A 20,219-nucleotide genomic window follows, 5' to 3' on the forward strand; every position below is an offset into this window, starting at 1 on the left:
TTAATTATTTAGTATTTTGCTGAGTTGCTTTTCGAGGTCTCCATCACGAAGACTACGGGCGATGATCTTACCATCCGGGGCTATCAGGAAGTTTTGCGGAATACCACTTACACCATATAAGGTTACCACGCTATTGGTTTCATGATCAAGGTCGGCAACATGTGCCCACGCGGTTAAGTGGTCATGGTTGATGGCGTTATGCCAGGCTTTCTCGCGTTGCCGTGTATCCAGCGAAACGCTCAATATCTCAAACCCTTTTTTGTGGTATGTATTGTACGCTGCCACTAAATGCGGATTGTCGGCACGGCAGGGGCTGCACCAGCTTGCCCACAGATCAAGCAATACGTATTTGCCTTTAAAGTCAGATAGTTTTACGGCATGACCGGCCGTGTCCAGCAGGGTAAAGTCTGTAGCCAGGCTACCGATAGCGCCCTTGGTATTAAAGGTAATGGCATCTGTTATCCTTTTGTTAAACTGCTGCCCATCCTCACTTGCTTTAATATTTGAGGGCAGCATATCAAAATAAGGTTTCAATTTCTGGCCATCAATACTATGACCGGTGCCAGCTAACTTCTGAAGTGCGAAAAATGCCACCGGAGATTTGGGGTGTTGCTTGATAAAGCCACCGTATATTTTATCCATAAAGCCCTGCTCAAAAGCATACTGCTTGGCGTAGACATTGTTGGCGGTAATGGTATCTTTTTGTTTCAGTAATTCATAAGCTTTAGTTTTAAGTGCCTGGTTTTTATCCTCGTAAGGTTTAGCTGTTGCGGTTAATGTTTTATAGTCATTATACCCGGCAGGGCCGCTTATGGTGATATCATGAAACTTTTTAGTGTGTGTTACCATTGATGTTCCCGGTGATAGGAACAACAAGGCTATGCCATCAGGCTGTATTTGCTTTGTTGTTCTCATATTGTAGGTCATGAGCACGGTTGGCTGTCCCACTTCTAAATAACCTTTCAGGCGGTAAGCATGGTTGGTTACTTCGGCGCTGTCGATAATCTGTTTAAAGCCTTGTGAATGCACAATGTATACCATTGGTACATCAATGCTGTCCAGTTTTCCCTTGATCTCAAAGTTGGTTTTGTTTTGGGCCAGGCCCAAAAAAGGGGCCGCCATAAGCAGCACTCCAAGTAGTTTTTCATGATAGTTTTTGATTACGGAGCGATCAATAGGTAACATTAATTGCTTTTTTGTTTATCATATACCAGTTTACCGGTTAGCTCCGATTCGCCGAATTTGAGTTTATAATCAATGGTAAAAGTTTGCAGATCGGGCGAGATGGTATAGGTTTTAACGCTTGGCGGCATCAGTCCTTTTGGGTTATCCAGAGTAGCCGTAACGGTATGGTCGTTTATCCATTGAATAGATAATTCGCTCCTGGATATAGTAGGAATCTCATTGATGACCGCATTGCTGTTTAGTTGAGAAGGTTTTCCATCAAACCGGATGATAGCCTTAGTACTTTCGGTTGAATCACCACTCTTGATCGTGAGCTCGTTGGCTGTTTGATCAATAGTAAGTACCTGTACTTTTTTAGCGCTCGCGGCGGTTAAGCGACCAAAGTCGCTTTTATTTTCGTTTAAATGCCACATACCTGCAAAATTTGCTTTTTTGGTTTGCCCTGAAGCGCTATAATTTATCAGGGAAAGGCAAGCCATTAATATTAAAGCTGTTAGACCTTTGTGTTTTATGATGATTTTCATTGTCATTATTATTTTAAGATGGAAGCTAATTTGGTATGCAGATCTTCGCCGCGCAGGTTGGTAGCAATAACAACGCCGTTAGGGTCGATCAGGAAGTTTTGCGGAATAGAACCCACGCCGTACAATTGTGCAGCCTGGTTTTTCCATCCTTTGAGGTCAGATATCTGTGTCCATGGCAGGGCATCACTTGCGATAGCCTTGAGCCAGCTGGCTTTGGCCGATTCTGAATCAAGAGAAACACCTAATACAGTAAAGCCTTTGTCTTTGTACTTATTGTAAGCCTTCAAAACGTTCGGATTTTCCTGCCGGCATGGTAAGCACCAACTGGCCCAAAAATCAACCAGTACGTATTTTCCTTTAAATGATGACAGGCTAACTGGCTTATCATGAATGTCATTCTCGGTAAACTCAGGTGCTTTACTACCTACAGGTATCTTGCCCGTTTCTACTTTTTGTTTAGCCAGGGCCGCTTTCATCATCGAGTCGCGCGTTACAGGTATGTGGGCAATGGCCAAACCTAACTTGTCGGTTTTAACGTGGTTGGGCAACTGTTGTATCAGGGTGTCCTGAGCCGCGCCGCCTACATAGCCAGATAACAACAGCGCATAAGTAGTAAAGGGGCTTACCCGGTTATTCGGGTTGTTTCTAACAAATGTGTACATGTCAATTAACCCCTTAGACCCTAATAAGCGGGATCTTTTTAATACATCGGCCTGCAGCGTTTCGTTGGTTTTGTATTCCTCACTGGCTGCTATCCGTTTGAGTTCTTCTTTTTCCTTTACAACACCATTGCTTATTTCAATTACCTGATTTTGAGCCGCAGCAGCCGAGCCGGAAAGAGTGAACTTTTTAAGTGTGCCATCTGAAACTATATTCAGTTCGCCTTTGTCCAGATAAAGGGTAAGGTCTTTGGTTGGATCTGTTTTAATTGCAGTGCTAATAGTTACCGCTACGGCTTCATCAACGGTGAGCTGCCCTTTAAACTGATACCCGTTGTTTTTTACCTCGGTACTATCTATGTGTTTTCTTAATGTTCCGGGTAAAAGTTCTGTCAAATACAATTTAGTGGGTGCAGGGGAGAGGTTTTGTAGTTTGCCATTAATAATGAATGGCTGGGTTTGTGCTATGCCTTGTAAATTGGCTATGCACAAGCCTGTGGTAAACAGAGCGATGATCTTTGCTTTCATGATGAATTTTGTTATTAAAAAAATAAGAAGGATCGATAAACCCAGCAGGGCCGGGTTGGGCCCTGCTGAAGTGTTATTTCAATAGAGGTGTATTTTTAATTATAGCCAGGATTTTGTTTCAGGTTAGGATCAGCCCTGATGTCATCAGGGGGGATAGGCATAAATTGCTCGAAGCTGGCCCATGTACCACCTTTTTGCGGCGTTACTACGCTCATAACCGCGTCGAGCTTGTTGGTACGTTTCAGATCAAACCACCGGTGGCCCCATTCGCTAAACAGCTCTACCTGGCGTTCATGTGCAACCGCGTCAAGTATGTTTGATTGTGAGTTTGCTGTCGAATTGGGTAATCCTGCTCTTGAACGAATCATATTGATATCGGCAACAGCCCCAGACAAGTTGTTTTGCTGAGCGCGTGCTTCTGCGCGAATCAAATATTGTTCGGCAAAACGCATCACTATCGGATATTCGGTAACGGCAATGGTCGAGCTCAATGATGCAACTTTATATTTATTGGCGTAATAATATGTGGTTATGGGAGTGGTTGTAGTTGTGAAGGTACCAACCCAGTTGGCCAAACGGGCATCACCGGTTTCAAAAGCCTTTACCAGGTTGTTATTCAGCGGTAATTGTGTTGCTATGGTATAACTTGCATTAACTATCAGGAAGTTGGCATCAATAGTGTTTAAATAAAGCTGCGAAACGGGTTGCAATGCCCACAAGGTTTCCTTGCTAGCCCTTAAAAAAACCTGGTTCAGGTTGGCTACAAGGGTGTAATTAGCATTGCTGATCACGGAGCTGGCCTGAGTTTCGGCATTCTTCCAATCTTTGAGATAGAGATAAACCCTTGCCAGCATAGCACTTGCTACTTGTTTGTTGGGCCTTATTCTGTCGGTAACCGCATTGCCAGAGGCATCTACATATACGTTATCGGCCAGTGCTGCCTGGGCATCGGCCAAATCCTGTACTATCTGCTTGTAAATGGCATCGGGAGTACTATTCGGAAGAACGTTATTGATGGTATAGTCATCAGTGGTTGTTAATGGTGGGGTGCCGTAAAGATTTACCGCATAAAAATAAATATAGGCGCGTAAAAACTTCAATTCGCCAACAAGCTGCTTTTTAACACCATCAGTAATAGCCCCAGAGCCTGAAATACCATTAATAGCCGTGTTACAATAGAATAATTGTCTGTAAAACTCTGACCAGAAGGGAGGAGGATTTATAGGGCCATAGCTATTTAAATAAAACGTACCTAATGAGGAGTTGCTGGAACCTATGTTTATCAATTCATCGGCCGCCAGCCCCATAGTTAAACTAACACCGGCACTGCCCTGGAAAAATGATCCGGAAGACATTTTGGTATATATACCCGATACCACCGACTGTGCGGCACTGTTTGAGGAAAATGCATTGCTGCTATTAGCCGCAACAAGCGACGGCCCCACCTGTATAGCTTTTTTGCAGCCACTGCCCGATATGCACAGGATGGCCAATACGCTTATGTATAGCGCTGTAGAATATATGTTTTTAATTTTCATGATTCCTTCTTTTTAAAGTGATGCTTGTATACCAAAAGTGATAGTTCGAAGCGGAGACATTTTCAGGTAACTTTGAGTTTCAGGATCCGAGAAATTGTAACCGCTAATGGTGGCCAGGTTTTCGCCTAATGCATAAATTTTCAGATTATGCAGATGGAATTTCCTGGTTACTTCGTTATCGAACTGATAACTGACCGATGCGTTTTGCAGCCTGATGTAAGATGCATCGCTGTAATAGGCATCTAAGTACATGTTTTTGGCGTTTAACGCATTAAAAAGTGTTGGGCCAAAGGTGCTGCTAAATTTGCCAAACCTGGCTACGTCACCCGGTTTTTGCCAATGATCTAAAATGGCCGTTGGATAGTTGGTATTAAAAAGTCCGGGCACAAAACTGGTAGCAAGGATCTGTCCGAAAGGGCTCCGGCCAGTTTGTTTTATGCCGCGAAAAAGGAAACTAAGTGTAAAGCCTTTGAAGCTGATAGAATTGGAGATAGAACCAAAATAACCTGGATCGGTATTGATTGTTTTGACTTGATCTGAACCTGAGCTTGATGGCGCGGAAACAATTTTGCCGTCTTTATCATAAAACTGATAGAGGCCTGTTTGCGGATCTACACCAGCGTAACGGTTAACAAATGTGGTATTAACCGATTGATTCAACTCCTGTAATGTAAGTGTGTTAGCATTGGGGAAGGCCAGCAAAGCATTGCGCTGCTTACTGATCATAAACGTTGTTGACCAGGTAAAATCTCTTGACTGAATGTTAATAGTACTGAGTGTAATATCGAAGCCTTTATTTTGAACTTTAGCATCAATGTTTTGAGTTACGGAGTTAACACCTGTAGTTGATGACAACGGGACGGATGATAATACATCTGTTGTACGGTTTCTGAATAAATTTCCCTGTAAGCTGATTCTGCCTTTCAAAAACTGCAGCTCCAAACCAATATTTGCTTTGGTTGTAGTTTCCCAGCTTAAATTGGGATTAGGCAGGTTGGTTGGTGTAATGCCGGGTACACCCTGGTATGGGTTTACTGAAGTTACCGGCGAAAAGTTTTCCAAATACTGATAAACCCCTATCTGATCATTACCGGTAGTACCATAGCTTCCTCTTAATTTACCAAAGCTCAGGAACGGAAGCGCGTCTTTAATAAACTTCTCCGAACTGAATATCCATTCACCGCCGGCAGCATAGAAAAAGTGAAACTGGCGATTCTGACCAAACTTACTGGAACCATCATAACGGCCAGAAAGATCAACAATATATTTATTTTGCCAATTGTAATTGATTCGGCTATACAACGCGCTGTATTTATAATTATAGGCATTATATCCCTGGCCAAAAGCAGTGATGGTGGCTGCAGCCGCAATGTTATTGATCAACAGATCGTTACTATATCCATTAGCCACCAGTTGTGTCGCGTCAACCAATTGTTTTTGCAAACTGGCACCCACCAGAACATCCAGTGTACCTTTGCTTATGCCGCGATTATATTCTATCTGTGGTTCTATACTCCAGAAGCTTTTATTGTTCCAGCTATAATTGGCGGAACCTTTTGACCCAAGGGCTACGTAGGTTGGTAATATAGAGGCTAAGGGGTTAGCCAGAAACTCAACCAGTGATTGTTTATTGTAGCCTATGGTTGCCTGTGCTTTTAAACCCTTAGCCAGTAAATAACTGGCAACCATACTGCTGGTTAAATTTGATAAAGAAGTCCGGGCCAGTGTTTTGGTTGATAATAATGGATTTATAAAAGTGTTATTTTGAAAATTCAGCGTACCATCGGCATTATAAAGCGCAGGAGCATCAGGCGCAAGATTGGCGCTGCTGGTGAGATCGACCGATGGAATGTTGTTAAAATCGTAAGTATATCCCCCCGAGAATTGAATGTTGAATTTTTTATTATTGCTGGTAGAGTTGAGGTTGAAGCTTAAAGAAGATGTTTGATCTGATCCCCCAACCAATTGCTGAACGTTTGTTGAACGCCTGTAATTACCGCTTACCCGATAAGAAACATTATTACCGCCACCGGATATGCTGGCCTGGGCATTAGTGGTATAGCCAGTGCCTTTTAAAAACATTTTTGGCCAGTCGGTATAACGTGTTGTATCCCAGGTTCCGTTGATGTCATAATCTGTAGGTAGTATAGCGGCGTTATCATTTTTCTTGGCTTCTCTGCGCATTTGCAGGTACTGCTGCGTATTTAATAGTTGCGGTGTGGCAATGGCCTGGTTTACGCCGCTGAAAACATTTACATCAATTCTGGTATCGCCCTGCTTACCTTTTTTTGTGGTGATCAATATAACGCCATTGGCACCTCTTGAACCATAAATGGATGTGGCGTCAGCATCTTTTAGTATGTTAATACTTTCTATATCTAAAGGATTAATTAAACTTAATGCATCGTAGGCCTGGCCATTCGATCCTAAATAATTGGATTTTTGAGATGAATAACTACCGCCGTTATAAGGGATGCCATCAATAATATATAACGGAGCTGAGCTTGTGTTTAATCCATTTTGCCCCCTGATCACGACATTGTAAGTACTGCCGGATTGCCCGGTAGACTGGCTGATCACCATACCCGGAACGGTGCCCTGTAACACGGTTAAAGCATTACCCACTGGGTATTTCTCAATTTCTTTAGCAGTTATAGTAGTCTGATCGCCAACGTTAAGCCTTTTAGTTGTCTGACCGTAAGCGATAACCTGTATCTCATCCAGTTTGCTGATATCTTCTTTAAGCTGTATTGTAAATGGCGATTTAAGGTCCTCAATCCGGATCTCCTGTGTTTGATAGCCTACATAGGAAAAAACCAAAACCACATCTTTTGAATTGACCAAAGCATTAAACCGGCCCTGTGCATTTGTTACCCAGCCGGCTATAATGCTGGATCCTTTTACTTTCACCGTAACACCAGGTAATGGGCCGCCGTTTTGTCCCGTGACTTTACCTGATATAAAAATAAGATCACGTGGTGTAGCTGTTTCTTTAAGGCGTACAACTATGGTATTATCAATAAACTTATAATTAAGCGGTTTATTGGCCAATGACTTGTCCATTACTTCTGTAACGCTGGCATCATTAATCTCGATGTTGAAATTTGGAAAAGTGCGGAGCACGTCTGGGTCATATACAAACGTATAGCCGCTCTGTTGTTCAATAGTTTTGAAAAGCCTCTCGTATGATATATTTTTTGCCTTGAGGTTTATACGCTGCGCAAAAGTAGCGGCGCTTACCTGCATAATACAAAGCAGAATTCCTAAAGTGGTCAATCTCATAACCAGGAAAAATTTGTGAAGTCCTTTCTTATAATTTAAGAAAGGACTTAAAGTAAAATTTTGCATACTTTTGTATGGTTTGGGTTTGTAAGTACCTTGTTTAGTTCAAAATAAATTATGGTTAACCCAAACTTTTAGCCGGGAAGTGTGTCACCACTCTCCGGTTTTTTTTGGGCCAACAAAAGGGGACGGAAGCCTGGCAACCGCTTTTATTTAAGGGGTAATTATTTTACAATAATCCTCCTTCCTTCAATTTTAAAGTTGATACCTGCATATTCCAATATGGATAAAGCCTTTGATGCGTTGGTATATTTAGTGAATGAGCCGGAAAGCCGTTTGGATGGAATTTTTCCCTGGTATACCACGTCAACATCATACCAGCGCGCAATCTGGCGCATAACGGTATTGATATCGGTATAGTCAAAATAAAACTTACCGTTTTTCCAGGCAATCACTTCTTCACTGTTAAAATCATTGGTTACGTGAATAGATGAGCTGTTGATATTATCGACAGCTTGTTCTCCTGGTTTTAGTATAGCCGATTTTGTATCCCGGCTAACCTTTACAGCGCCTTCAAAGAGTGTTGTCTTTATAGAGGGTTCATCATCATAAGCATTGATATTGAAATGAGTACCCAATACCTCAACCGCTTGACCACGGGAAATTACCCTGAAAGGTTTATGCTGATCATGGGAGACCTCAAAATAAACTTCACCGGTTATCTGAACCGTTCTGTCATGCCCGGTAAACGCTGTTGGATAGGTTATGGATGATGCCGCGTTTAGCCATACATTGGTGCCATCGGCCAATGTCAGGTGATATTCTCCACCGCGTGGGGTGGCTGTGGTGTTATATATCGGCGCAGCTGTGCCATTATCAGTTCCATTATAAACTATTTGCCCCTCGGCTGTTTTGCTTATAGCCATATTGCCTTGCTGGGCTATTTTTCCGTTAGAGGCACCTGTTAAAACAATGTGCCGACCGTTGCCAAGCGTGAGTATAGCTTTATTGCTCCCCGGTGGGAGATCATTTTGTTTAATTATGGAAGCTGTATTTTCTGAATTTGATGAGGATTGGCGGAACGTAAAATATGCAGCGATAGAAAGGCATAAAAGGATGGTAGCGGCAATGGAAAGATAAAACCTTTTCACGGCAAGACGTTCGTCTTTAGGCAATTTTGCGCTGACATGACTGTAGGCTGCTTCAATTTCTTCTGGTGATGGTACTGCATCATCATTGGCTGCATTAAGATACCAGCTTTCAACCCAGGCGGTCTCTTCCTGATCACATTTTCCTTCGATGTACTTTTTTAGCAGATCCTTACTTTCCTGGTTAGTCATGGTGGCTTATTACTTGCTTGTATATTAGGTATTACGGTTGAAAATATCAGTGGGGGTATGCCGATGTTTAAAAAATTAAACTTTTTTAAACATTGGTTTAACAAGTATCCATTATCACCAGTTGTAAACAGTTTATTGATGAACAAAACTACGCTGAACAAGCCACAGGTTTGTTAAAAAGTGGGTTTACATGGTTTACACTTTTTATGGTTTGCATTGTATTATATTGTTGATAATTAATTAGTTAAATATAATTATGTCTTAAAAACTGGGTTTACATGTAAACCCAGTTTTTAGTTGAATTTACATCGATCAGCTTTTACATTAATTTATGGTTTGTTTTTATGTGATTAATAATCAATTGATTATTGAATATATGTAAATACTCGTCATAGGTTATTGGGGACTATCAGGGTAATGTGAATCCGATGTGAGGAATAAATGTAAAATATTGGCAATAGAATTAGACGACCTCACTAAACAAAAAGAAGTCCCGCTAATTGGCGGGACTTCTTTTTGTGTTTTATAATAAACCTCTAAAACCATACATATCACTAAGGATATCCCATTTACGGGACAGAGCCTTAGTGATTATACGGCTTGTCGGTACTAATAAAAGCTCATCCAGGCTCGTGCATCGGTAGCATTAACCAAATCGTTGTTAAGTATATCCTATTAAGGTTGAACCGGAAGATCAGGGCCGATACTCACAAAAAATAATTGGTCAAATCCTACGGCCTTCCATAATGGATCATTCCGCATTTCCCATCCCCCGGCACTAATACCATTAAAGTAAGCATTCACAATTGCGAGATATTGATACTGATCATATTGGTCTACGTAGTGCTTATACCACAAAGCGTTCATTACTTTTGCTACATTGAGCTCAGAGTGGTCAAAGTTGGAGTGAGCCTCATATAAGTTATACGCATTATATGCATCATTAATAAGGAAGATATACGGGGCGAAATAGGCTTTCACCTTTGCAACATCTGTGGGATTATTCACATTTCCATCCCTGAAGAATTCTTGCAGAGTTACGTTCGAGTTGCTGCTTACTGACTGGAGGTGTGCAATCCCAATTCCTGAGTTACCTGAACCCGAGGTACCACCATCAGGAAAGGCGACTAACATACAAGCTATATAGTTTCCTGCAGCTGTTTCAGGGGATATACTAAGATTACCGATATCATTGCTAAATTGACTATTGCAGCCCCTTGTAGATGAGCTACTTGGCGGCTCGGTGGACGATATGGATAAAAGAGAAGAATTATTATCAGACGCAGCCATGGCCGGTTTAGTTTGTTGTCTAGCCTGATCTTTTTTACATCCTGTTATGGTGATAGAAAATATGGTCCCAATCACAGCAAAAAAATAATATGCTTTTTTCATGAGTTTTGATTTTTTTAATTGTTATTTACTTGTACTTCGGTCAGAAAAGTGAAAGTACAAATCCGTTAACTTTGTATAATGTGCTATTAGCCAATGTTTATTTTTTATTCAAATGGGTCGTGTTAATTAGCATGACTCATCTTGTTTTTTAATAGCCCCTCTAAACCATACATATCACTAAGGATATCCCATTTACGGGACAGAGCCTTAGTGATTATACGGCTTGTCGGTACTAATAGAAGCTCATCCAGGCCCGGGCATTGGTAGCGTTAACCAAATCGTAGGTCTTAGCCCCGGTTTGGATGACGTAGAAGCCATTAGGATCAAGAAACTTATTTGTTGTTGCTGTAACTATTGGTTTTGCAGAGGCTGGCAGGGCAGCACCGTTGAAACTTCCAAAGTACGTAAACACGATTGTTCCACTAGCAGGAAATTTTGCAATAACCGCAGGATCCCCAGCACTATAACCATTGTCGGTAAAAAAACCCAACCTGTCATAAGTAGTTCCTTGGTCAAAGCTGTACAAGCGGTACACAAATTCACTAAATATTGAACGTAAGTTAAAAGCATCCACAACATTATCTACAGTAAAACCGGTATTGGACTCCCAATACGTATTGCTATTAGCCGGATTATTATGAAATGCTTTAGCTGCTGTTAGATCATATTTTAAGGGTGTAATAGCTTCTTTTACTTGTGTAGCACTGCCATTTACAGTTAAACTTACCGTATGACTAGTTGTGTCACCAGCTATTTTTCCTATACTGGTTATCGAGGTTTTGTCGATCAAAAGCGGGGTGCCAAGTATGATGCTGTTGGTTGAACCATCAATATAAAAACCACTGGAAACTGTTTTTAAATTGGTGCCACCTTCCAGATAAGAGAGGCTTAGTATTTTATTTCCTTTATCAATATTCAATTCGCAAGCCGTTGTGCCTATAGTTACCCTTTTAAAGTAAGTGCGCACAGCGTTCAATGTCGTAAACACAGCCGTGGTGCCTGTTGTAAAAGAGGTGTATTCGGCTGTTGTTTTGGCTTTTACTAAGGTGAGTTTACTTCCTTTTTTATTGCCTATCAGGGTTATGGTATCGCCGCTCATTTTATCAAATGAAAATTCAAAATCTGAGCTGTAGCCAATGCCCGAATCTCCGCCAAGCACATTTGGATCGGGATCTGACAGTAAATGTATATAGGAGTAGGTATCAAACAGCAGTGACGGCGCCTGTAATTGCTTTAAGCTATAAGCACTTTCGTTCGGGGTGGTTGATGTTTCCTCGTCTATATCAGAAAGCATGGATACCCTGTTATCGGCTCCAAATTTTATAGAAAACAGATAAACACCGCCGCCATTGGGGTATAAAATAGCTTTCCAGCCATTGGGAGCGCTTGTTAACTGCGTTTGATATTTACTAAGCGCTTCTGTGCTTCGTTCGGTAGGGGTTTTGCCAAAATAATCGGGATCATTTTTTTTACATGCAGATAAGCTTGTTATCAGCAGTAATAATAAATATGCCGGGTAAGTATATTTTTTCATTGTATGTCTTAATTAATTTATTTTACGTTACACTCAACGCGTTGCGCGTTATTAAAACCGGTTATCATCTAATTATTGCTTATAGCAGCAATAGAGGCATGAACCCGTGTTTGTAAACTGTAAAAATCAATGTTGAAATTCTTCTTAAAGTAATCAACCACAATGGCTTCTTTTTGCCTCATCTTAGCAATACCGGCAGCATAAGCCGGATCAGGGATAAGTCGCTTCTTCGCCGGATCGGTTGGGTCAACGATAGTTTTGTTCAAATAAGCCTCATACCCATCCTTACCCCAGGTAAGCATCCATGAAACCATTTCGGCAATATCCTCAGTATACTTATCCCTTGCATATTTCGAAATAAAGCCTAATTGCAATGGAATCTCTGAGGCGGTTGCCCAATTTCCGCTGTAGTCGCCGGCAGATACCTTGGCATATTCAACAGGGATCACCTTTTTCTGGTTAAGGATATGGGTAAATTCGTGATTAATTACATGTACTAATTGTATTACCGCGTCCTCATCTTTTAAATCAGTACCATTAACATTGGTTAGTAAAATAGTGAGCCCTCCGGAAGCTTCGCCTAGTACCTCGGTGCCATCGGTGTTGATTTCGGCACTTCCAGACAGGATTATCTGTTTCGGTGTATATATTTTCATGAACACATCGCTACCGGTTTCGGCATTGTACGGATCAAGCCATGCTTGTTTAACGCCCTCCATAAAAGGCATAATGTTAGTTTCCTGGGGTGGTACCAGAACATATTGCTGGTCAAATAGTGATTGATCCCATTTGTATTTAACATCAATGTTATAGGGTTTTACAAACTGTGTATTTAAATAGGTATCAATAGCTGTTTTACCGGCGGTTTCGTTACCCAAGTAATTGTCTTGCAATACCAGTTTATTATCCTTTTTGCACGAAAAGCTAAAAAACGTGAGCAAAAAAAGGATTAAGTATTTTCTGTTTTTCATCTTAATACTATTTTTTATTAGAATTAAATATTGTTCAATATTCTAAGTGTCATCATCTGAATATTACCCGGTATTAACGCGGGTTAGGTGCAAGACCGGCCTGGCTCTGCGCCGTTTGCGGAATTTGCATTACCTTACGCGGGTCATCGGCTTTAAGTTCGTAACGATCAACTTCGTTGCCTGCATTATCAAGTATAGTATGTGTTACCGGCAGATGATATCTCAAAATATCAAACCAACGCATTCCTTCATCTACATATTCATAGCGTTTTAAGTCAAGAATAGTGCTGATCAGGGCATCTTTGGTAGAGCCTGTTTTATAGTATGCCAGCGCTTTTGCTATGGTAAGGTTGTTGGTGCCTGGATCATAATTATTAATGATGGTACTTAAATATGTATTCAGACTGCTAACAGCGGCATCATAATTACCTTGCATAACCAATGCCTCGGCCCGGTTAAACAAGACCTCGCCACTGCTCAATAAAGGAATATATATATAGCCGTTGCCTATTTGAGTACTCCCCTGAACAAAAATGAAGTTTTCCAAAAACTTGTTAAGCCCCTTCATTTGTCCGGACGCGCCGTAGCTTCTTATATCTACTGCGAGGGAGCCATTTACAATTCCGGGTATTTTAACGATATCAATCCTGATTTTTGCGTTTAGGCCATAACGGAAATTTTGCCAATCCCGGGCCCAGTATGAAGCTGTAGTGGCCAATAGCAGGTTTGCCTTTTGTGTTGATTTTGTGTATAAAGCCCTAAAATCAAGGTCGGTGATTGGTTTGTAAACCGTATTCCAGGGCCTTAAATAGGTAATGGTAGTACTACCCGGAAAAGCCTGATCTGCTTGCTGAACCACTTTATCATATTGTTGTTTAAACAGGTAAAACCTGGCGGCAAACGCGTGGGCCGCGGTTGTTGTAAACCGGAAAGCCGGTACCTGGTAAGCATTATCGTCCAGCAGTGGCATGCCTGCCAGTATATCCTTTTCAATCATGTCATAAACATAAGCTACCGTTTTACGATCGTACTTTTTAAGTAACTGGGTTTCAGGTTCGGTTACGTAAGGTATTCCCGGGTCTGTTGCTGCCGTAGCGGGGTTATAGGTTTTGGCATAAAGGGATACGAGCATAAAATGAGCATAGGCGCGTGCCAGCAAGGCTTCACCTTTATACGGTTGATAGGCTACTGGATTTGCAGCCTTATTACAGGCGTCAAGCGCTTGGTTAGCAGCGGCTATCGCGTTATAACATCCCAACCAGTAATTATCTGATGATCCTGAAATATTGGAAGGGTAATCAATGTACTTATAAGCATTTTCGTTTATCAACGGATCAAGCGAACCTTGGGTGGCATAACCCCTGTCGCCGCTGTTATCAGATAACGATTCACAAAAACTGATGTAATCAGCTGCGGGATATGCCGAAGTAAGCAATTGCGATACTTTGGTAGGGTTATCCAGCGTAGTGCGGTTATCGGGTTGTTTATCAAGGTATTTGTTACATGATGCTAATGCCATGGTGCTTACCAATGCGGCAATTAGCATAGGTAATTTCCCTATCGGTTTTTTGCCACTTGCTTTTGATAGCGTAGGGGCAAAGGTTCTGTGAACTGGTATATATTGTTTTAAAACTAATTTCATGGTGTTTGATGTGTCTTTTTAAAATCCAACTTTTAAAGAAAGTACCAACTGTTTTTGCAATGGCTGGGCCACGCCGCCGGCATTAAAAAACTCAGGATCCTGCCCATAAAGATTTTTATCAGCAAAAAGGAGCCATAAGTTTGTACCCGAGGCGGTTACCGAAGCGTTGTTCATGCCTATTCGTTTGGCAAAATCAACAGGAAGCTGGTAGGTGAAAGCCACATATTTTACTCTGACAAACCCACCATTCGCTACCCTTGCCGATGAGAAGTTATAATTGTTATAAGGATATGCATCCTGGTTTACCGTGTAAAAAGTTTCTGCATCAAGTATGGACGGTACGTTGGTTTTCGTTTCATCGCCAGGTACTTCCCACCTGTTGTTAAATTCTCTTGGGAAGGCATCCAGATCGGTGTATTTGGATTTAAATGCAGGGTTTAAGCGTATTTTATTACCCGCCTGATAGGTGAGCTGTACAGTTAATGAAACGGGACCGTAGCGGAAATTATTGGTAAAACCACCGGTATAAGGCGGATCGACCGGACCTTCATATTTCAGATACTTGGTTACGTTTGATTGTAAATTAACAGCGTAGCCCGTTTGCCCGGCTTCATTCACAAATTTGGGGATACCTGTATAATGGTCAAGCCCTTTAAAATCCAATGAGAACAGGGAACCTACCGGATAGCCTAACTGATTAGCTCCGGCTGGCGCTAACTGATCAAAAATAATGGGGGTGTTTTTGTAATTTGTTATTTTATTGGTGTTGTAACTAAATATAAAGGTTGATTTCCATCCCCATTTTTGTTTTTTAATGATATCACCGCCAATGGTAAATTCATACCCATGCGAGCTGATGTTACCATAGTTACCTTGTTTTATTTCCTGACCACCTATACCACTTGTGCGGATGAGCCCGATAAGATCAAACCCTCTTTTGCGGTATACATCAGCGGTAAGGGTAAGCCTCCCGTTAAAAAAGCCTGCATCTACACCAATATTGCCGGAATATTGTTTTTCGAAGGTAAGATCAGAATTTTGGAGATCTTTAATATAAATACCCGATTCAATATCCTGGGTATATTGCCGGAGCGTGTTCTGGGTTTGCAAAACAACCGAAGAGTTTGTTGCTACTCCAGGGGCGGCTGACAAGCCATAACTTGCCCTTAATTTAAGTAGGCTCACGCTTGATACGTTTTGCATAAAGTCCTCCTTATCGATATTCCAGGCACCACTCACGCTCCAGGTAGGCAGCCAGTGCAGGTTGCTTCCTATGCCAAACTGGTTTGACCCATCATACCTTACAGATCCCGTTAGTGTATAACGGTCGTTATAAGTGTAATTGATGTTGGTATAATAGGATGCAAAGCGATCATAGGTATAGCTCATGCCAAAATATGGATCATTTTGCTCTGTGCCTTTCTTAATAATACGCGAGTCGACCAAAACAGTACCTCCATAATCATACTGATAGCCATAGCCATTGTTGAAAGCGTTTTGACGCTCGGCATATTTTATTTCCTGCCCTATTAGTATATTAATGTTACTCTTACCAAAATCCCTCACATAAGATAAGTGATTCCTTATATCATAGCTCGATAATGAATTATCGGTACGATTGTAAAGACCTCCTGATGGCAATACCACCACAGGCTCGTCATTAGGATGATCAGGATCCTTATAAAGGAAGCTATTGCCCTGAGCTATGGTTGGGTTGATATAGGCCCGGTACGCATTGGCCTGATTAGAGTTTTCATTTACCAGGTTTTCCTGGGTGGTTTTTACGTATCTGAAAGCACCCAGAAGATCATATCTTAAATATTTACTTATCTGGTATGACAAATTGGTTTGTAGTTTAACATCAAGAGCAGTAAGCCTGATCTTGTTGTTCTGCAACTCATTGATAATGTTAAAAGGAGCGTAATTGCGTGTAAAATACTCCAGATTTCCCTGGCTGTCATATGGCGTAACAGCCCTGCTGGTAGTTAATGCGAAATTGTATGGATTGATATCAAAACTGCGGGTTAACTGGCCATAAACCGGATCGGATGCACGGTTAACTGTGCCTGGCGCGTCCTGCTGCCGTAATGATGCTGTGGTTATGATACCAACCTTAACCTTGTCTGAAATGGTATAATTATTTTGAGAGTTAACCGTATAACGTTTTACCCTGTCGGCTATAGTCCACCCGTTATCGTTTAAAAAGCTTACAGAGGTATAGGATTGGGCTTTATCAGAACCGCCCGAAAAGCTGAGCGCGTGTTCCTGTACTAAAGAGTTACGGAAAAGTATTTTGAACCAATTGGTATTAGCTTCGGCGTAACGTTTTAAAAAGGCATTACGGGCATCGGGCGTATTGGCCAAACCAAAGGTTTTTGTGGCCGGATTATACTGTAAGGCATCATACATTTTGCCATAAATGCCCCGATCCGGATTATTGCCGATATCGCCTACATTGAGCAGTCCTTTGCCGTACATTTCTGAGTAAACACTCATTTGTTCGGCCGAGTTCATAATGTTAAAATTGCTGTAACTTGGACGCAACGAAGAGCTAAAGTTGCCAGTATAACTCACCAGCAGCGAACCTGCTTTACCTTTCTTGGTATTAATAACAACTACTCCGTTCATAGCTCTCGCCCCATATAGTGAGGCAGCTGCTACGTCTTTTAAAATATAGATGTCATCAATATCGTTAACGTTTAAACCGGCAACAGACGAACCCAGAAGGGTAGAGGCATCGCCGCTGGATAACTGATCGTTGGTAACGTTGATTACATCCTCCAGCACAACCCCGTCTACAACCCATAAAGGTTTATTGGCGCCGGTAAGTGAAGTTACCCCCCTGATCCTGATTTTAGGAGCCGATCCGAATGTGCCCGATACGTTTTGTACGGAAACACCGGCTACCTTACCCTCCAGCAAACGGCTAACATCAGTTGTACCGTTCATTTTTATATCTTCGGCCTTTAATCTGGCCGCGGCACCGGTAAACTTATTTTTATCAAGGGTTTGGTAACCGGTTACTACTACCTCTTTCAAGCTGGCAGCGTCTTCTTCCAGTTTGACAGATAGCGTTGGGTTTTCTGCCGAAACTTCTATTTCTAACCTTTTATAACCCAGCATCGAAAATACCAATTTAGCTCCCTTGTGTACCCGGAGCGTAAACTGTCCGTTAGCATCAGTTTGGGTTCCGTTACTCAGGCCTTTTTCTGTAATGGTTACGCCCGCGCTTTTTTCGTCCTTGCCATTTTGCCGTCGTAAAAGCACAGTGCCTTTCACCGTAATTAATTCATCCTGCCCTAAAGAAGTGTTAGATGTAACAATGATATTTTTGCCAATGACTTTAAACGTTAGCGATAGTTTACTGAAGCAATCATGTAAAGCTTTTTCGATAGTCGCATCCTTTAAACTGATACTTATTGTTTTGTCTCCCAGTTCCTTTTCATTATAAAAAAAATGATAACCAGATTGGTCGCTGACCGATCTCAATACTTTTTCAAGCGGGGCATTAACCTCCCGCAGGTTGATCTGGCTGAATCCTTTAGCGCTCGTCTGAAGAAGCGTAATAACCATCAAAAAGGTGGTTAATTTCATAACTTTTAAAAATTTGCGGAAATACCATGCCTTGGGCACGGCAAGAATAAACGAATAAAAATTCATTACATTTGTTTGGTTTGGGTTAATACATGGAATAGCGAAACAATTCTTTTTCCCGTTAGGGAGGGTTAATCCAAATATTACGCAGGAGTGCTCCAACACTTCTGCGTTTCTTTTGATCACCTTTCTGGGGAGAGTTTTGGTAGTTATTTTTCCATAGATGTTTAAGGTTTAGGTTTTAAATAAATTAACTGATCATTCTGTACCCTCTATTATTATATTCTGGTTGTTTTGTGTCATTTTGAAACGAACCTTTAAATAGCTTAATATATCCAGCACTTCCGACATATTAACATTCCTGGTGATTTCGCCAGAAAACTCAACGTCAGGTATCTTGCCCTCATAATTTACATTATACCATCTCGAAAGCTGGCGCATTACTGTTGGTAAACTGGCTTTGTGAAATTTAAATAGTCCATTTTTCCAGGCTACAGCCTCTGCTACATCGGCATTATCTGTAATTTTAAAACCCTGACCTGCGAATTGTGATTGCTGGCCTGGTTTTAGGGTGATGTTTTTTGTGTTGCCGTTGATCTTAACACTTCCAGATATCAGTGTTACTTTTGCAAGGGGTTCATCAGTATAGCTGTTAACATTAAATTGTGTGCCCAGATCTTCAATAATCTCATTTCCGGCTATGATTCTAAAAGGTTTATTAGCGTCATGTATTACTTCAAAATAAGCTTCGCCGGTAATTTCAACCTTCCGTTCATTACCATTAAACGCTACCGGAAATTTTATAGATGAAGCCGCGTTTAGCCAAACTTTTGTACCATCAGACAATACCAGGTTATATTGCCCTCCACGTGGCGTATTGAGCGTGTTATATAAAGTGGTAGCCATTGGATTCTGCTTTTCAGATGAGCTGTAAAGCACTTTTCCATCGGCTGTTCTGTCCACAGTTACACCGCCCTGTTCTGCCAGTTTCCCCGCCTGATTACCCGACAAGACCATTTTTCTTCCATTCGCAAGTGTTAAAATGGCTTTGTCTGTTCCTGGCGGTACCTGGTAAGTATATTTTTCTGCTGCCTGGGGTAAACTGTGTTTATGCCATAAGAGATATCCCCCTGCAGATAAACAAAGTAACAAAACTGCGGCAGCCGAGGATATCCACGGAATTAACGATTTGATTTTTTGTTGAGGAGGTGGTGTTTGAATAGAAAGTATCTCGGCTAATTGATCATTAGTCAGTTCAGGCAATTTTTGGAATTCAAATTCTTTGTACCAGGATTCAAGCAATGCTTTTTCAGCTTGGGTACATTTTCCGGCATTGTATCGGTGTAATAATTTTTTAAAATCCTCGGTGCTCATTCCCTGCTGATATAAAATATAACTGTAAGACAGTTATGTGCCTACCCAGGGGCTAGTCGATTTAATAAAAATTTAACATTAAATATAAATTCAGCAAAATTACAGCTATAATCAGCATCTCAAATTTGGGGCGTAGTGCTTTTAGGGCGCTTTTGATATGGTTTTTTACCGTAAAAACAGAAATATTTAATTTTTCTGCGATTTCTTTATGGGAAAGATTGTCTTTTCGGCTTAAAACAAAAACTTCCTTCATTTTTTCAGGGAGTGCATTGATCTCTTTATCTATCCGGGCTGCCAATTCTCTTTCCCGTATTAAAAAATCAGTTACATGATCTTCTTGGGCAACAAATTGTATAAATGAAGAAGCATATTTCGATTCAACCTTTTTATGCTCTATATGATTTAATATTTTATTACGGATAATGGTATATAAATAGCCGGCAAGATTTTTTGTATCAGGTATTTCATGCCTGTCTTTCCATAAAAATGAAAAGGTTTCCTGTACAATATCTTTTGCCTCTTCAAAATTTCCAAGCTTTTTGTAAGCATGAATGAGTAAGATACCTCTATAACGGCGATAGATTTCGGTATAAGCTTCCTGATCTCCTGATCTAAGTAAGTTAATTAATTCAGTATCATTCAAGATTCTATATCAT

Annotated in this window: 13 protein-coding genes; all 13 read right to left on the bottom strand. The window is 41.1% G+C overall.

The genetic code is table 11. From position 1 onward, the window contains the following. Positions 1-1,185, bottom strand: a complete 1,185-nt coding sequence (locus FHW89_RS01035) for a TlpA disulfide reductase family protein (RefSeq protein ID WP_172333153.1) — start codon at positions 1,183-1,185, stop codon at positions 1-3. Next, positions 1,185-1,709, bottom strand: a complete 525-nt coding sequence (locus tag FHW89_RS01040) for a hypothetical protein (RefSeq protein ID WP_172333154.1) — start codon at positions 1,707-1,709, stop codon at positions 1,185-1,187. The genes FHW89_RS01035 and FHW89_RS01040 overlap by 1 nt, the downstream gene beginning before the upstream one ends. An 8-nt stretch (positions 1,710-1,717) precedes the next feature. Then, on the bottom strand, positions 1,718-2,896 hold the full coding sequence (locus tag FHW89_RS01045; protein ID WP_172333155.1) for a TlpA disulfide reductase family protein: 1,179 nt from the start codon (positions 2,894-2,896) through the stop codon (positions 1,718-1,720). Between the two features lie 95 nt (positions 2,897-2,991). Then, positions 2,992-4,434, bottom strand: a complete 1,443-nt coding sequence (locus FHW89_RS01050; RefSeq protein WP_172333156.1) for a RagB/SusD family nutrient uptake outer membrane protein — start codon at positions 4,432-4,434, stop codon at positions 2,992-2,994. Between the two features lie 12 nt (positions 4,435-4,446). After that, positions 4,447-7,782, bottom strand: coding sequence for a SusC/RagA family TonB-linked outer membrane protein (locus FHW89_RS01055; RefSeq protein ID WP_172333157.1), 3,336 nt, complete (start codon positions 7,780-7,782; stop codon positions 4,447-4,449). A 158-nt stretch (positions 7,783-7,940) separates the two neighbouring features. Next, positions 7,941-9,056, bottom strand: coding sequence for a FecR family protein (locus FHW89_RS01060; RefSeq protein WP_172333158.1), 1,116 nt, complete (start codon positions 9,054-9,056; stop codon positions 7,941-7,943). Between the two features lie 675 nt (positions 9,057-9,731). Beyond that, positions 9,732-10,448 (bottom strand): hypothetical protein, encoded by a 717-nt coding sequence (locus tag FHW89_RS01065; RefSeq protein WP_172333159.1) that lies wholly within the window; start codon positions 10,446-10,448, stop codon positions 9,732-9,734. Between the two features lie 232 nt (positions 10,449-10,680). Continuing rightward, a complete protein-coding gene (locus FHW89_RS01070) occupies positions 10,681-11,982 on the bottom strand; it encodes a DUF4302 domain-containing protein (RefSeq protein ID WP_172333160.1) in 1,302 nt (433 codons plus the stop codon). Between the two features lie 68 nt (positions 11,983-12,050). Next, the gene (locus FHW89_RS01075; protein WP_172333161.1) at positions 12,051-12,953 is read right to left on the bottom strand and encodes a substrate import-associated zinc metallohydrolase lipoprotein; all 903 of its coding nucleotides are present in this window, start codon (positions 12,951-12,953) and stop codon (positions 12,051-12,053) included. A 73-nt stretch (positions 12,954-13,026) separates the two neighbouring features. Next, on the bottom strand, positions 13,027-14,595 hold the full coding sequence (locus tag FHW89_RS01080) for a RagB/SusD family nutrient uptake outer membrane protein (RefSeq protein WP_216650439.1): 1,569 nt from the start codon (positions 14,593-14,595) through the stop codon (positions 13,027-13,029). 18 nt (positions 14,596-14,613) lie between these two features. Next, entirely contained in the window at positions 14,614-18,189 is a 3,576-nt protein-coding gene (locus FHW89_RS01085; RefSeq protein WP_172333162.1) for a SusC/RagA family TonB-linked outer membrane protein, read from the bottom strand. Positions 18,190-18,447: 258 nt separating this feature from the next. Continuing rightward, on the bottom strand, positions 18,448-19,563 hold the full coding sequence (locus tag FHW89_RS01090) for a FecR family protein (RefSeq protein WP_172333163.1): 1,116 nt from the start codon (positions 19,561-19,563) through the stop codon (positions 18,448-18,450). A 61-nt stretch (positions 19,564-19,624) separates the two neighbouring features. Then, positions 19,625-20,206 (bottom strand): RNA polymerase sigma factor, encoded by a 582-nt coding sequence (locus tag FHW89_RS01095; RefSeq protein ID WP_216650440.1) that lies wholly within the window; start codon positions 20,204-20,206, stop codon positions 19,625-19,627. Positions 20,207-20,219: the final 13 nt, after the last annotated feature.

Source organism: Mucilaginibacter sp. SG564, assembly GCF_013149275.1.
In the GTDB taxonomy this organism is placed as follows: domain Bacteria; phylum Bacteroidota; class Bacteroidia; order Sphingobacteriales; family Sphingobacteriaceae; genus Mucilaginibacter.